Genomic DNA, 15,528 nt, shown 5'->3' on the forward strand with positions numbered 1-15,528 from the left:
AGAAGTAGCGCAAATATGACCGGATTAGCTGATCGGCCTGCCTGGTCATGCCTTAACTGTAAGAAATCATTGCCCCGCAATGCCGGGCGCCGTCGTTCGATTGACCACCCCTGACAGCATCATCACAGGCGAGCGCATCTAATGCGACTTAGTCGCGTTCTTATCTGCATGGGGGTCTGTCATGTCTGCTGCATCCGTTACGCGCGCGTCCCTGCTGCGCGCCAGCCTGTTCGTCCTTGCCGCCGCCACGGTCGCGCCAGCCCTTGCCGCAGAGGCGCCCGCACCCGAAACAGATGATCCATCCAGCAGCGCCATCGTCGTCACCGCCGCTGGTTACGAACAGAATATCACCGAAGCGCCCGCCAGCATCACCGTGCTGGGCCGCGAGGAATTGCAGGAAAAGCGGTTCGGCAGCCTCGCCGAAGCGTTGCAGGATGTGCAGGGTGTCGACGTCGGCGGCGAAGCGGGCAAGACTGGCGGCCTCAACATCTCCATCCGTGGCATGCCCAGCGACTATACGCTGGTCCTGATCGACGGGCGACGCCAGAATGCGCCGGGGGGCGTCACGCCCAATGGCTTTGGCGAAACATCGACCAGCTTCCTGCCGCCTTTCTCCGCCATCGATCGGATTGAAGTGGTGCGCGGCCCCATGTCCACCCTTTATGGTTCAGATGCGATGGGCGGCGTCGTCAACATCATCACGCGCAAGGTCGGCAATCGTTGGGTCGGCACCGCGACGGCGGAAAGCACCATTCAGGGCGATGACCGTTTCGGCAATATCCAGTCGGTCAACGGTTTTGCGCAGGGACCGCTGATCAAAAATCTGGTCGGGCTGACCCTGCGGGGCAGCGTATTCCACCGTGCGGGATCGAACATCGAAATCCCCGGCGATCCGGCGCTGACGCTGGGCCGCAATCCTGTCGAGTCGGACATCTATACCTATGGCGGACGGATCAGCATCACGCCCCATGCCGATCATGATCTGTGGTTCGAATATGACCGCAACGAACAGCGTTACGACAATAGCCGGGGCCAGCTCGGCACGCTGGGGTCGGGCGGTTATGCGCCCGAGCAGCGTTTCAATCGCAGCAATTATGTTGTCGCGCACAGCTGGCGCATGGGCTTTGGCCAGCTCGACACCACGCTGACCCGCAACGAGACGGAAACCATCGGCCGCCTGATCCCCAATGGCACGCCGGGCGCGGTGCCGGGCAGTCCGCGCACGCTGGAGGCGCGCAACGACATTCTCGATTCCCGTTTTGCCGGCAAGTTCGGCGCTCTGGCCTTCACCGTGGGCGGTCAATATTGGAAGGCGCGCATGGTCGAGGGCGTGGCCCCGGAACCGTTCAAATTCACCCAATGGGCGGGCTTTGCCGAAGCCACGCTGACCGTGACTGACGGGTTCAACATCACCGGTGGCGCGCGTTATGACGATCATTCGACCTTCGGCAACAAATGGTCGCCGCGCGCCTATGCGGTGTGGAACATTACCGATGCGATCACGCTGAAGGGCGGCGTCAGCCGTGGCTTCAAGACGCCGCGTGTCGAACAGATTGCCGATGGCATCATCGGCTTTGGCGGACAGGGGCGTATTCCGCTGATCGGTTCTCCCAATCTGACGCCGGAAACCAGCACGAGCTACGAAGCGGGCCTCTATTATGACGGTCAGGGCTTCTTCAGCGGCAACGTCACCCTGTTCAACAATGATTTCAATGACAAGATCGCGTCAGGCCCCGGCATTCCCAACTGCCAGTTTGCCGGCAATCCCAATCGCCCCGGCTGTCTGGATGTCGGTCCTTTCCCGACCGTCGACCTGCTGAGCCAGTCGATCAACATCGACAAGGCGCGCACCCGCGGCGTCGAGGTCGCGACCCGCTTCGCCTTCACGCCCAGCCTGTCTCTGTCGGCCAACTACACCTATACTGAAACCGAACAGTTGAGCGGTTCGGAAAAGGGTTTGCCGCTGATCGGCATGCCCAAACATATGCTGAACGGCAATCTGCGCTGGAAGCTGGATGACAAGGCCAGCGTCTGGGCGCGCGCCGAAATCCGTTCCAGCCGCTATCGCGGCGCCAATGCGCAGCAGACGGCGGTCGGCGATTTCCGCAGCTATGAAGTTTTCCATCTGGGCGGCAATTATCAGGTCACGCCGGCCTTCCGCCTGTCGGCGACGCTCTACAATATTCTCGACACCGACTATGCGGTCTATCTTCCCTATCAGACTAGCCCGACCGTGACGGTCTATACCCCGGCCTATTCGATCAATCAGGAAGGTCGCCGCCTCTGGCTGTCGGCCACGGTCGATTTCTGATCATGCAGCACTGACCCCGCCTTCAGCGCCGATTGACGCGACGCAGCATCGTCGTCAGTTACGGAGCAAAAGAAGGCGGGGTAGATGCGAATCGTCATCATCGACGACAGCGGCTTGCGCGCGACGGTCCTGGAGGAAGGGCTACGCGAGGCGGGCTATGACGATATTCATATCGTGCCCCCGCGCGGCGCCTTCGTCGCGCGGCTGGAGCGGATGGCGCCCGACGTGGTGCTGATGGATCTGGGCAGCCCCAGCCGCGATACGCTGGAAGAAATGCTGACTGTCAGCCGCGCGCTGGCCCGACCGATCGCCATGTTCGTCGACCAGTCGGATGAAACGATGATCGGTGCGGCGATCGACGCCGGCGTATCCGCCTATGTGGTGGACGGGCTGCGCAAGGAACGGGTGAAGCCGGTGCTGGAACTGGCGGTGCGGCGCTTCAACGCTTTTGCCAGGATACAGGCGGAACTGGATGAGGCGCGCACGGCGCTGTCCGATCGCAAGATCATCGACCGCGCAAAATCCATTTTGATGAACCAGCGCAGCCTGACCGAGCAGGACGCCTATGCGCTGTTGCGGTCGAGCGCGATGAATCAGGGCAAGCGCATTGTCGATGTGGCGCAGGCACTGATCACCGCCAGCGACCTGTTGGGAGGAGGGCTATGACAACCAACTTGAAAATCGCCTTCCTGCCGCTGAACGACGCCGCCGTGCTGGTCGCGGCGCGCGAACGGGGCTTTGCGGAAGAAGAGGGCCTGGCGATCGATCTCGTCCCGACGACCAGCTGGGCGACGTTGCGCGACCGGCTGGTCTATGGGCAGGTGCATGCCGCGCAGATGCTGGCGCCACTGGCCGTTGCGGTGACGCTGGGCCTCAGCCAGCAGCCCGCCGCGCTGGCCGCCCCCTACAAGCTGAACGTCAACGGCAATATGCTGGTGATGGCGACGGATTTCGCCAAGGCGCTGGAGCAGAACGTCGCTGCGCGGCTGGCCGATCCGCTGGGCACCGCGCATGACTTTGCGGCCGCGATCGGCCTGTGGCGGCGCAAGCCGGTTATCGGCGTGGTTCATCGCTTCTCCAGCCATGCGCTGATGCTGCGTTACTGGCTGGCGAGCGCAGGGATAGATCCCGATCGGGACGTGGTGCTGCGCGTATTGCCGCCATCGCTGACGGTGGAAGCGATGCGCGCGGGCGAGATTGACGGCTTCATTGCGGGCGAGCCTTGGGGCACGGCGGCGGTCGAGGCGGGCTTGGCCGAAACCGTGGCGATCGGCGAACGCATATGGCAGCGCGGGGTGGAGAAGGTGCTGGCCTTCCGCGAAGCATGGATGGAGGAAAATCCCGATACCGTTGATCGGCTGCTGCGGGCGCTGGCGAAGGCGGCCCTATGGTGCGACGATCCGGCCAATCATCCCGTATTGGCCGATCTGCTGTCCGATCCGCGCTATGTCGACCAGCCCGCCGACCTCATCCTGCGCGCCCTGTCTGGCCAGATCGTGGCGCGGGCGGGGGAGGCGGCGATCGCCAATCCAGATTTCATGCTGTTCAGCCGGGAGGCCACGCCTTTTCCATGGCGCAGCCAGGCGCTGTGGATCTATTCGCAACTGGTGCGCTGGAACATGGTGGAGCATGATGCTGTGACGGCTGCAAAGGCGGCGGGGGTGTTTCGTCCCGATATATTCCGCCGCGCGTTGGCAGACAGCGACATGCCGATGCCCGGCGCGAGCATGAAGGTGGAAGGCGCGGTTGACCTGCCGCTGGCGGTGGGATCGCGCCGGGGTGAGTTGACGCTGGGGCCGGATCGCTTCTTCGACGGTCGGGTGTTTGATCCTGAACGGATCGATGATTTCCTTGCCGGTTTTGCGGTGCCGCGTTGAATCGACGCAGAATTTTGTGCCTTGCAACATGATGCGATTCGCGAGATAACATAGGGGTCGCGCGACGAAGCGCGCTTATCTGGATGCGCCGTCCCAAGGGTGGGGCCGCCATCCTCACCATATATTGCAGCAAAGCCGCTGACCGGATCATCCCGAGGGATGCTGTCCGGGCTGCGGCTTTTTTCGTGTCCATTTCCGTTTATTGGGGGACGTATCATGGCAACTGCTTATTGGGATCGCGAAGGACAGGACGCCGCGCCTGCGCCCGCGACCAGCTTCTGGAAGGCCGGCCACGCGCCGACCCTGATCGCTGCCTTTCTCTATTTCGACCTCGCCTTCATGGTGTGGGTGCTGCTCGGCCCGTTGGCGCCGATGATTTCCAAGACGCTGGCGCTGACCCCGGCCGAAAAGGGCCTGATGGTCGCTACGCCGACGCTGGCCGGCGCGCTGTTGCGCGTCGTCAACGGCCTGCTGGTCGACCGGATCGGCCCGAAATTGTCGGGCGCGATCAGCCAGATCATCGTCATCGCCGGCCTGTTCACCGCCTGGGTTGCGGGGATCGACAGTTTTGGCGGCACGCTGGCGCTGGGTGTGATCCTGGGCTTTGCCGGCGCTAGCTTCGCGATCGCACTGCCGCTTGCCAGCCGCTGGTATCCGCCAGAGCATCAGGGCAAGGCGATGGGCCTTGCCGGCATGGGCAATTCGGGCACGGTGCTCGCCTCGCTCTTTGCGCCGGTGCTGGCCAAGATTTTCGGCTGGAATGCGGTGCTGGGTCTGGCCTGCATCCCGCTGGCGATCGTCTTCGTCCTCTACATGATCATGGCCAAGGATGCGCCCAATGCGCCCGCGCCCAAGAAGATCGTCGAGTATTTCCAGCCGCTCAAGCAGGCTGATGCCTGGTGGTTGATGGCCTTTTACGCCGTTACTTTCGGCGGGTTCGTGGGTCTGGCGGCCAGCCTTCCCATCTACTTCACCGACCAGTTCGGCCTGACGCCGATCGTGGCGGGTTATTGCACCGCCGCCTGCGTCTTCGCCGGGTCGCTGGTGCGCCCGATGGGTGGCGCGCTGGCCGACAAGATCGGCGGGTCTAAGGCGCTGATGATCGTCTATGTCGTGGCCGCCATCGCTCTGGCGGGCGTCAGTCAGGCGACGACCCTTCCTGCGGCCCTTGGCTGCTTCGTGCTGGCGATGCTCGCGCTGGGCACCGGCAACGGATCGGTGTTCCAGCTGGTGCCGCAGCGTTTTCAGGCGGAAATCGGCATCATGACCGGCCTTGTCGGCATGGCGGGCGGCATTGGCGGCTTCTACCTCGCCAGTTCGCTGGGCCTTGCCAAGCAGCTGACGGGCAGCTTCGCACCGGGCTTCCTGATCTTCGCCGGACTGGCGATCGTTGCCCTGCTGGGCGTGACGCTGGTGAAGGGCAAATGGCGCGCGACCTGGAAGACGGGCGCCCGCATCTGATCTGGAGAGGAGGGCGGCGGCAATGACCGCCGCCCCATTCGGGTTGCATCTGGAGCGCGCTGCGTTCAGTCGGACGCGATCCGCGCGCTCCAGTTTTTTGTTATCGCATCGTTTCAGGCGCAAAATCGGTTCCCACTTTTGCGCACGATGCTCTTTCTCGTCCGAGGGGGGACGTGCTTTCCATGAAATATCTTCTCGCACCGGCGGCCATGCTGGCCGTCGCAGGGCCGGCTTACGCCCAGCAAATCCGCCTGAAACCCGTCGCCGAAGCGCGGCTGCGCTACGAACATGCCGATCAGGACGGGCTGGCCGAAGAAAAATCCGACGCTCTCACCTTGCGCGCCCGCGCCGGGCTGACGGCCAGCAGCGGCGCATTGTCGGCGACGATCGTCGGGCAGGGGACGCTCGCTGTGGTCGACGATTATTATGACGGGGTGAATGGCGCTGCGACCCGGCCGATCATTGCCGATCCTGAAAATATCGCCCTCTATATCGCCCAGTTGCAATATAAGACGAAGGCGCTGACCCTGACCGGCGGGCGGCAGAGGATCGTGCTGGATGACGAGCGTTTCGTCGGCAACGTCGCCTTTCGCGACAATGGCCAGACCTTCGATGCGGTGCGTGCCGAACTGACTCCGGCCAAGGGGGTGAAGCTGGATGTCGCCTATGTCTGGTCGGTGCGCACCATCTGGGGTTTTCAGGGCAGTGGCGCGCGGCAACAGGCGGTTGGCGGCGATAATATCTTCGCCAACCTGTCCTATGTCACGCCTGTCGGCACGCTGACCGGCTTTGCCTATCTGGTCGATCAGGACGAAGCGGCCGTTCAGGCGTTCCGCCTGTCCAGCCAGACCTATGGATTGCGGCTGGCCGGCGCGCAGTCGCTGTCGAAGGCGGCGAAGATCAGCTATCAGCTGAGCTATGCCCGCCAGTCGGATTATCACCGCAATCCCAACGACTATAGCGCCGATTACTGGCTGGCGGACGCCACGCTGGACGTGAAGGGATGGAAGCTGAATGCCGGCTATGAAGTGCTGGGCGCCAGCAGCGGCGCGCCCTTCACCAGTTTCCAGACGCCGCTTGGCACCAATTTCAAATTTCAGGGCTGGGCCGACAAATTCCTGACCACGCCTGCCAATGGCATCCGCGATCTCTATGTCGGCGGGGGCTATGGCTGGAAGCAGCTGGGACCATTGTCTGGCGTTTCATTGCAGGCAGTCTGGCATCGGTTCGACAGCGACCGGCTGGACCAGCATTATGGCAATGAACTCAACCTTATCGCGTCCGCGAAGGTGAAGAAGACGATGCTGTCGATCCGCTATGCCGATTATGATGCAAAGAGCATGGCGACCGATACGAAGAAATTCTGGGTGCAGGCGGACTGGGCCTATTGATCGAAAGCCGTGACGGAATCGCTTGAGCCGATCGGCGATTCCGTTTATGGTGCAGTGCAAGGGACAAGGTTGTCCTTCTCTACATAGTCGCGATGGTTCAGGGACGGGCCATCAAGACGCAGATGATGGCAAGGCCGCCATCCAGACTTTCGGGATTTGAAGCCCGGGGGTCTGGATGGCGGCCTTTTTCTTTTCCGAAAGGACCGGGGATGGAATTGCAACTCAGGGGTGACGGTCAGGCGGATGCGCAGGACGATGGTCTGGTGCCGTTCGAGGATGTTCGCGAACATCTGGTCGTCGTGGGTAATGGCATGGCCGGCTGCCGCGCGGTCGAGGAATTGCTGGCGCGGGACGCGGGGCGCTATCGCGTCACCATCTTCGGCGCAGAACCCTATGTGAACTACAACCGCATCATGCTCTCGCCGGTATTGGCGGGGGAAAAGAGCTTCGACGACATCGTCATCAACACGCGCGAATGGTATGCCGATAATGGCATAGAGCTGATCGCGGGGGATCCCGTGACGGCGATCGATCGCGGCGCAAAGATCGTCAAGAGCCAGTCGGGTCGCGCCATGGGCTATGACAAGCTGCTGATCGCCACCGGGTCGGACCCCTTCATCATCCCGGTTCCGGGGAAGGACCTGCCCGGTGTCATCAGCTTCCGCGACATGAAGGATGTCGACACGATGCTGGCGGCTGCCGAAGCTGGTGGCGATGCGGTGGTGATCGGTGGCGGTCTGCTGGGGCTGGAGGCGGCGCATGGGCTGACCCTGCGCGGCATGAAGGTGACGGTCATCCACCTGATGGACACGCTGATGGAGCGGCAACTCGATGAAGCGGCCGGCTGGCTGCTCAAGTCCGCGCTGGAAGGGCGCGGCCAGACCATTCTGACTGGCGCCAATACGGAAGCCATTTATGGCGACGGCAAGGTCGAGGGCGTCCGGCTGAAGGACGGCCGCGAAATCCCGGCCAGCCTGGTCGTCATGGCGGTGGGCATCCGTCCGTCGACCGCGCTGGCCCGCGAAGCCGGCATCGCGGTCAATCGCGGCATTCAGGTCGATGACCATATGGTGACGAGCGACCCTGACATATTGGCGGTCGGCGAATGCGTGGAGCATGACGGCAATGTCTATGGCCTTGTCGCGCCACTGTGGGACATGTGCCGCAGCCTGGCCGATGGCCTGACCGACCAGCATAGCGGTTACAAGGGATCGGTCACGTCAACCAAGCTGAAGGTTGCCGGGCTGGACGTCTTTTCCGCCGGCGATTTTTCTGGCGGGGCGGGGTGCGAGGACATCGTCCTGCGCGACGCCTCACGCGGGGTCTACAAGCGGGTCGTGGTGAAGGACGGCCGGATCGTCGGCGCAGTGCTTTATGGCGATACGGTCGATGGCGGCTGGTATTTCGATCTGCTGAAGCGCGAGGAAGATGTCAGCGAAATCCGGGAACGGCTGATCCTGGGGCAGGCTTTTGCTTCGGGCGGCGGCGCGCTCGATCCGCTGGCGGCGGTCGCCGCGCTGTCCGACGATGCCGAAATTTGCGGCTGCAATGGCGTCAGCAAGGGGCAGGTGGTGTCCTGCATCGAAGCGGGCAATTGCAGCCTCGACACGGTGCGCGCCGGGTGCAAGGCGTCGGCCAGTTGCGGTAGCTGCACGGGTTTGGTCGAAAATCTGCTGACTGTCGTGCTGGGCGATGAGGTAAAATCCGGTCCCAAAACGATGTGCAAATGCACCAGCTTTACCCATGACGATGTTCGTCGCGAGATCGTGGCGCAGAATATGCGCTCCATCCCCGAAGTGATGCAGTTGCTGCACTGGTCGACGCCCGATGGCTGCTCCTCCTGCCGCCCTGCGCTCAATTACTATCTGCTCTGCGCGCTGCCCGGCGAATATCAGGACGATCAGCAGAGTCGCTTCGTCAATGAACGCATGCACGCCAATATCCAGAAGGATGGCACCTATTCGGTCGTGCCGCGGATGTGGGGCGGCCTGACCAACCCGCGCGAACTGCGCGCGATCGCTGATGTGGTCGAGAAATTCAACGCGCCGATGGTCAAGGTGACGGGCGGCCAGCGGCTCGACATTTTCGGGATCAAGAAGGAGGATTTGCCCGCCGTCTGGGCCGATCTGAACGCTGCGGGAATGGTGTCGGGCCATGCTTATGGCAAGTCGCTGCGCACGGTGAAGACCTGCGTCGGGTCCGAATGGTGCCGCTTCGGCACGCAGGATTCGACCGGCCTTGGCGTCAAGATCGAACGGATGACCTGGGGCTCATGGATGCCCCATAAGTTCAAGATCGCGGTGTCGGGTTGCCCCCGCAATTGCGCCGAAGCGACGATCAAGGATTTCGGCGTGGTGTGCGTGGACTCCGGTTATGAACTCCATGTCGGCGGCAATGGCGGCATTCATGTTCGCGCCACCGACCTGCTGTGCAAGGTCGCAACCGAACAGGAGGCGATGGATTATTGCGCCGCCTTCACCCAGCTCTATCGCGAGGAAGCCCGCTATCTGGAGCGGACCGCGCCGTGGATCGAGCGGGTCGGCGTCGACTATATCAAGCAGCGGATCGTGGAGGATGAAGCCGGCCGCGAAGCGCTGCGCGCCCGCTTCCTCTATTCGCAAAGCTTCAGCCAGGATGATCCCTGGGCCGAACGTGCGGCCGGCCAGCATGCCGAACTGCACCAGCATCTTGAACCCATTGCCATCGCTGCGGAGTAAGATCATGACCGACTGGATCGACATTGGCACGCTGGCCGACATTCCCCAGCGCGGCGCCCGCACGGTGCAACTGGCGGGGGAGAAGGAAATCGCGGTGTTCCGCACCGGCGACGATCATGTGTTCGCGCTGATCAATGAATGCCCGCACAAGAAGGGGCCGCTCAGCCAGGGCATCGTCCACGGCCACAGCGTCGCCTGCCCGCTGCACAACTGGAATATCGCCCTGAAAACCGGCGAAGCGCAGGGCGCGGACGAAGGCTGCACGCCGACCATCGCGGTCAAGCAGGAGGATGGCCGTATCCTGATCGCGCGCCCGACCGCGCTGCAGGCGGCGGCATGATCGCGCCGGGCGAGGTCTGGCTGGTGGGCGCAGGGCCGGGCGACCCGGACCTGCTGACCCGCAAGGCCGAAAAGCTGATCGCAGCGGCCGAGATCGTCTTCTACGACGCGCTGGTCGGGCCGGGCGTGCTGGACCTGATCCCGCCCGGCGTTGAGCGGGTGAGCGTCGGCAAGCGTTCCGGCCGCCACAGCAAGGCGCAGGAGAGCATCAACGATCTGCTGCTGGCGGCGGCCAAGGCAGGCAAGCGGGTCGTGCGGCTGAAGGGCGGCGATCCGTCGGTCTTCGGCCGGTCGGCGGAGGAGATGGCGCATCTGGCCGCTGATGGCGTCCGCTTCCATATCTGTCCCGGCATAACAACGGCCAGCGCAGCGGCGGCGAGCGGCGGAGCGTCGCTCACCCTGCGCGGCGTGGCGCGGGGGCTGACGCTGGTGACGGCGCATCTGAAGGCGGGCGAGTCGCTCAAGCTGGACTGGGAAGCGCTGGCGCGGCCAGGCGGCACGCTGGGCATCTATATGGGCCGTGCAGCGGCGGGCGAGATCAGCCGATCGCTGATCGCTGCCGGGCGCGACCCAGAAACGCCGGTGATGGTGGCGGTCAATGTCTCGTTGCCCGATGAAAGGCTGATCCGGGGCAAGCTCAGTGCGCTCGCCTTTCTGGTGCAGACGATCAGCGACGAAGATCCGACTTTGCTGCTGATCGGCGAAGCGGTGGCGGCGACGCATTGTGCTGCGGACATTACGGCGGAGGTGGCGCTTTCCGTCTGACCAACGCGATGAATGCCATCAGGTCAGCGCAGCCAGATCCTCCGGCCGGTTGATGTTGGGCAGCGTCAGCCCCGGCACCTCCACGATCCGGGCGCCGATGCGCTCCAGCCAGCCATAGATGGATCGGTTATTCTCTTCGTCCAGATGCGCGTCCAGTTCGAACGCCAATGTTGCCGGCCACCAGCCGAGCAGTTGCTGGCCCTGTAGCACGGCAGGCTTGTCGCCGATCAGCGCGGCGGGCAATTCCGCCGGGTAGAATGGCATGTCGCAGCCGGTGGTCAGCACGCCGATAAATCCGTGACTCAGCGCATGATGCAGCGCTGCATTCAATCCGCCCAGTGGCCCCATGTCGGGATGCGGGCGATCCGCCAGTCCGCCCTCGCGTCCGCATAGCACGACGTCAGCGACATGGGGGGCAAGGCCGGCCATCGCATGATCGAGCAGGGTTTTTCCGTCGAGCAATGCCAGCGCCTTGTCGCTGCCGAATCGGCTGGATCTTCCACCAGCCAGCACGGCGCCCAATATCGGTCCACTGCGCATATCCGCCTCCATCATCAGCGCGGTCTGAGCATAGCATATTTCAGCCCGATATTCTGCATCAGCCGTGGTGCAGGACGCGCATTGCTACATGTCGGGCCGGGCCATAGATTGTGGGGATGCATGATGAGAATGATGTTCTGCCGCCGAATACCCACCTGACCTTCATCCGGCTCACCCCGGACGGCGCGGCCACGCCGATCGATCGGCAACTGGCGGAAGAAGTGCCGGTCGTGATCGAATATAATGGCGCGGGCTATGCTGTGCTGATGGCGACGCCGACCGATATTGGCGATCTGGTGCAGGGGTTCAGTCTGGCCGAGCGACTGATGACGCGGGAGGATGCGCTGCTGGACGTCGATGTGCATCGTACCGACAGCGGTGTGATCGCCCGCGCGACATTGCCGCCGCACCGGACCGAGGGGTTGCTCGATCGGGTGCGACATCGTGCGTCGGATAGTAGTTGCGGCCTGTGCGGGATCGAGAATCTGGAGCAGGCGATCCGGCCGTTGCCGCGCGTGACGACGACTTCGCGGGCGGACCGGGCCGCGATCTTCCATGCGCTGGAGGCTTTGCGCGATCATCAGCCCCTGAACGCCGCCACTGGTGCCGCCCATGCCGCCGCGCTGGTCGGTGCGGATGGCGCGATCCGGCTGGTGCGGGAGGATGTCGGGCGGCACAATGGGTTCGACAAGCTGATCGGCGCGATGGCGCGGCAGGGCATGGATTGGGATGGCGGTTTTGCGCTGCTGTCCTCACGCTGCTCCTATGAACTGGTGGAGAAGGCGGCGCTGGCCGATTGCCCGCTGCTCGTCACCATTTCCGCGCCGACCCGCCTGGCGACGGAACGCGCGGCGGCGGCGGGATTGCCGCTGGTCGCGCTGGCCCGATCCGACGCGCTGTTGCTGCGGGGCAACGCTGTGGCGCTTTAATCGCGCCCTGCTTGGATTCGCCCCGGCTTTCCCGTACAGCGCCGCGCGTGGGGAGGGGTTGTTCTTTTCCTGCAAACAGATCGCGCCGGTGCCCGTGAGGGCTGAAACGGGAATGCGGTGCGGGTGCGCGAGCGCCCAATTCCGTGGCTGTCCCTGCAACTGTAAGCGGATAGCGCGATGCATGGGGTCGAAAGACCGGCCACTGGAGCCCATCCGGGAAGGCTGATGCATCGTGCAACGACCCGCGAGCCAGGAGACCTGCCGGCGCTTGGTCGCTCTGCTTTGGTCCAGGGGATGGCCGGGGCACGGTGGGTTTTCCGTCGAGCGACGCCGTGCGGCCGGGGCCGCATCGGGTTGCGGCGGGACATGGCGTCATCCCTCCAACATCCGACCGCCTGCGCGGACGCCCCGACCCTGATAGTCGCCATGCGACGCCATAGGGGCTTATATGTTGAAAATGGGAATATCGCTCGCGGCCTTGCTGGCTGCGACACCGGCACTGGCGCAGGAGGACGAGATCATCGTCACCGCCACCGGCATCGAACAGCCGCGCGACGAAGTAGGGCAGGCGATCACCGTCATCGACGCGAAGACGATCGAGCAGCGGCAGGCGACCGACATCGTCGATCTGCTGGCGACGACGCCGGGCGTGCGCTTCAACCGCAACGGATCGACCGGCGGCGTGACCAGCGTGTCGCTGCGCGGAGCGGAAACGACGCAGACTCTGGTGCTGATCGACGGGGTGAAGGTGAATGATCCCAGCGGTATCGGCGACGGCTATGATTTCGGCCATTTGCTGACCGCCAATATCCGCCGGGTCGAAGTGCTGCGCGGCTCCAATTCGGTCGTCTATGGCAGTCAGGCGATCGGCGGCGTCGTCAACCTGATGACCGGGACGCCGGCCGAAGGTTTCGCGGGCAATGCCTCGATCGATTATGGCTATGCCGATACGCTCAATGCCAAGGCGGATGTGTCCGGCACCGCCGGTATTGCGTCCGGCGGGATCGGTGCGGCTTATTATCGCACCGACGGCATTTCCTCGGCCGCTGGCGGCACCGAGCGGGATGGCTATGAGAATATCGCCACCAACGCCCGGCTGAAGCTGGCCTTCACCGATACTCTGAGCCTCGACCTGCGCGGCTATTATATCTATGCCGACCTCGATTATGACAGCTTCTTCGGCGCGCCCGCCGACAGCAGCGACGTTTCGAAGGTCGACCAATATGTCGGCTATGCCGGCGTCAATCTGGCGCTGCTGGACGGCAAGCTGACCAACCGCGCGGCCGTCACCTGGATGCGCAACGACCGCGACTATTATTTCGTGCGCGGCACCGACCCGGATTATGGCTATTCGGGCACCAATTTGCGCTTCGAATATGAGGGCGTCTATGCCCCGGTCGATCAGGCGAAGCTGGTCTTCGGTTACGAGCATGAACGGCCCGATTATGATTATTTCGGATTTGGCGACACCGCGAGCGCGAAGATCAACATCGACAGCGTCTATGGTCTGGCGATCGTGAAGCCCTTCACCGGCCTCGCCGTCACCGGCGGCCTGCGCCATGACGATCATAGCCAGTTCGGCGGCGCGACCACCTTTGGCGCGAACGCCAACTACACGCCCAATGGCGGCGCGACCAATATCCGCGTCAGCTATGGCGAAGGGTTCAAGGCGCCGTCGCTCTATCAGCTGTATGATCCATGGAGCGGCAATCGTGCGCTGACGCCCGAACGGTCGAAAAGCTATGACGTTGGGCTGGATCAGAGTCTGGCCGGCGGCCGTGCGCAGTTGTCGGTCACGGCCTTCCGCCGCGATACCCGCAACCAGATCAATTATGATTACGTCACCTATACCTATGGCAATCTGGATCGCACCCGGGCCAAGGGCGTGGAAGCATCGGTTGCGCTGAAGCCGGTCGATGCGCTGACGGTGACGGGCAGCTACAGCTATGTCGACGCGCGCGATCGTTCGGCTGGCGCGGCGACCTATGGCAATCGCCTTGCCCGCCGCGCGGCCAATGCGGTCAGCCTGTCGGCCGATTATGACTGGTTCTTCGGCCTGTCGACCGGCGCGACCGTCACCATGGTCGGCGACAGTTTCGACGATGCGGCCAATACGCGGCGGCTGGACGGCTATGCGCTGGTCGGGCTGCGCGCGTCCCTGCCGGTTGGCGATCATCTGGAAGTCTATGGCCGCATCGACAATCTGTTCGATGAAGGATACGCCACGGCCTATGGCTATAACACATTCGGCCGCGCCGCTTATGGCGGGGTGCGTGTCCGTTTCTGACGATTGCAGGGAAGGGCGGGCGTGATGCCCGCCCTTTCAGCGCGGCGCGTTCAGGCGCGTCGTGATTGCGCGTGCGGCCTGCACATAGGCGGGGCCGCCGCAGACGGTCCAGCTTTGCGGCAGGCTGATGCGCGGGATGCGGGCGAGAGCGGGATGGTGCAGCATTTCGGTTCCCTGATCGACCACATGGTCGGTGGCGCTTTCCACGATCAGCCAGTCGGGCCGGGCAGCGACCATCTCCTCCAGCGAAACCTGCGCCAGCGCGGGCTTGCCGAGTTTTGCGGCAAGGTTGGTGAGGCCGACCCGATGCATCAGATCGTCGATCAAGGTGCCGGTGCCGGTCATATAGCCGCGCCGCTGATAATAAGCCGCCACGCCGCCGCGCCGGGCCTTTGGCAGGGCGGCAAGGTCGCGGTTCATCCGCGCGATCAGCGCTTCGCCCCGGTCGACATGGCCGACGGCGTGGGCGACTTGGCGGATCTGGTCGAGGATCGCGGCATAGCTGTCGGCGCTGGCGACGCCCAGCGTGCGCCACTGGCCCGGCGGCGCACCGGCGACGGCACCCGGACCCAGCGGGAAACCGACCAGCAGGTCGGGCCGGATCGCCAGCACTTCCTCCGACGGACGGCGCAGCGTGCGATGGCCGCGCGCCTTGTCCGCCGCCGCCGACAGTTCGGGATCGCGGGCATTGCTGCTGAGCGCCGCAATCTGCCCCGGATCGGCCAGCGCCAGCAGATATTGATCGGCGCAGACATTGAGCGAGACGATCCTGCGCGGGGGCTGGGGCGCGGTTGCGCCGGTCAGCAGGCAAAGGGCGATCGCAGTAAAGGTCAATGGGCGGATCACGGAAATGCTACCAATCCAATGGCACAGCGCGTTCCTGCGAAAGCAGGAACCCAGTTGAGATGTCA

12 protein-coding genes and 1 riboswitch are annotated in these 15,528 nt (G+C 63.8%); of the genes, 10 read left to right on the forward strand and 2 right to left on the reverse strand.

Translation table 11 applies throughout. From position 1 onward, the window contains the following. Nucleotides 1–181: 181 nt before the first annotated feature. The 8 genes from ACFOKF_RS05595 (at nucleotide 182) to cobA (ending at nucleotide 10,861) form a co-directional block, all read left to right on the forward strand. Nucleotides 182–2,311, forward strand: coding sequence for a TonB-dependent receptor domain-containing protein (locus ACFOKF_RS05595; protein WP_380793861.1), 2,130 nt, complete (start codon nucleotides 182–184; stop codon nucleotides 2,309–2,311). Between the two features lie 84 nt (nucleotides 2,312–2,395). Further along, nucleotides 2,396–2,977, forward strand: coding sequence for an ANTAR domain-containing response regulator (locus ACFOKF_RS05600; protein WP_380793863.1), 582 nt, complete (start codon nucleotides 2,396–2,398; stop codon nucleotides 2,975–2,977). After that, on the forward strand, nucleotides 2,974–4,188 hold the full coding sequence (locus ACFOKF_RS05605) for a CmpA/NrtA family ABC transporter substrate-binding protein (protein ID WP_380793865.1): 1,215 nt from the start codon (nucleotides 2,974–2,976) through the stop codon (nucleotides 4,186–4,188). Before ACFOKF_RS05600 ends, ACFOKF_RS05605 begins: the two co-directional genes overlap by 4 nt. Nucleotides 4,189–4,404: 216 nt before the next feature. Next, nucleotides 4,405–5,649 (forward strand): nitrate/nitrite transporter, encoded by a 1,245-nt coding sequence (locus tag ACFOKF_RS05610; protein ID WP_380793867.1) that lies wholly within the window; start codon nucleotides 4,405–4,407, stop codon nucleotides 5,647–5,649. A 182-nt stretch (nucleotides 5,650–5,831) separates the two neighbouring features. Then, complete coding sequence (locus ACFOKF_RS05615) at nucleotides 5,832–7,040, forward strand: hypothetical protein (protein ID WP_380793869.1); 1,209 nt, start codon at nucleotides 5,832–5,834, stop codon at nucleotides 7,038–7,040. A gap of 209 nt (nucleotides 7,041–7,249) precedes the next feature. Further along, on the forward strand, nucleotides 7,250–9,757 hold the full coding sequence (gene nirB / locus ACFOKF_RS05620) for a nitrite reductase large subunit NirB (protein WP_380793871.1): 2,508 nt from the start codon (nucleotides 7,250–7,252) through the stop codon (nucleotides 9,755–9,757). Between the two features lie 4 nt (nucleotides 9,758–9,761). Next, nucleotides 9,762–10,097 carry a nitrite reductase small subunit NirD gene (gene nirD / locus ACFOKF_RS05625; protein ID WP_380793873.1) on the forward strand — a complete coding sequence of 112 codons (336 nt, stop codon included), beginning with the start codon at nucleotides 9,762–9,764 and terminating at the stop codon, nucleotides 10,095–10,097. After that, the gene (cobA, locus tag ACFOKF_RS05630) at nucleotides 10,094–10,861 is read left to right on the forward strand and encodes a uroporphyrinogen-III C-methyltransferase (protein WP_380793875.1); all 768 of its coding nucleotides are present in this window, start codon (nucleotides 10,094–10,096) and stop codon (nucleotides 10,859–10,861) included. The genes nirD and cobA overlap by 4 nt, the downstream gene beginning before the upstream one ends. A gap of 18 nt (nucleotides 10,862–10,879) precedes the next feature. On the opposite strand, the gene mobA is transcribed toward cobA, so the two are convergent. Then, entirely contained in the window at nucleotides 10,880–11,401 is a 522-nt protein-coding gene (mobA, locus tag ACFOKF_RS05635) for a molybdenum cofactor guanylyltransferase (protein WP_380793877.1), read from the reverse strand. A gap of 116 nt (nucleotides 11,402–11,517) precedes the next feature. On the opposite strand from mobA, the gene fdhD reads away from it, so the two are divergent. Next, nucleotides 11,518–12,330 carry a formate dehydrogenase accessory sulfurtransferase FdhD gene (fdhD, locus tag ACFOKF_RS05640; RefSeq protein WP_380793879.1) on the forward strand — a complete coding sequence of 271 codons (813 nt, stop codon included), beginning with the start codon at nucleotides 11,518–11,520 and terminating at the stop codon, nucleotides 12,328–12,330. A gap of 69 nt (nucleotides 12,331–12,399) precedes the next feature. Continuing rightward, nucleotides 12,400–12,610: riboswitch (cobalamin riboswitch) on the forward strand. Nucleotides 12,611–12,778: 168 nt separating this feature from the next. Further along, the gene (locus ACFOKF_RS05645; protein ID WP_380793881.1) at nucleotides 12,779–14,617 is read left to right on the forward strand and encodes a TonB-dependent receptor plug domain-containing protein; all 1,839 of its coding nucleotides are present in this window, start codon (nucleotides 12,779–12,781) and stop codon (nucleotides 14,615–14,617) included. A gap of 36 nt (nucleotides 14,618–14,653) precedes the next feature. Here the strand turns inward: ACFOKF_RS05645 and ACFOKF_RS05650 are convergent, their stop codons facing one another. Further along, nucleotides 14,654–15,463, reverse strand: a complete 810-nt coding sequence (locus ACFOKF_RS05650; RefSeq protein WP_380793883.1) for an ABC transporter substrate-binding protein — start codon at nucleotides 15,461–15,463, stop codon at nucleotides 14,654–14,656. Between the last annotated feature and the right edge of the window lie 65 nt (nucleotides 15,464–15,528).

It is taken from the genome of Sphingobium rhizovicinum (assembly GCF_042647625.1).
Classification (GTDB): Bacteria; Pseudomonadota; Alphaproteobacteria; order Sphingomonadales; family Sphingomonadaceae; genus Sphingobium; species Sphingobium rhizovicinum.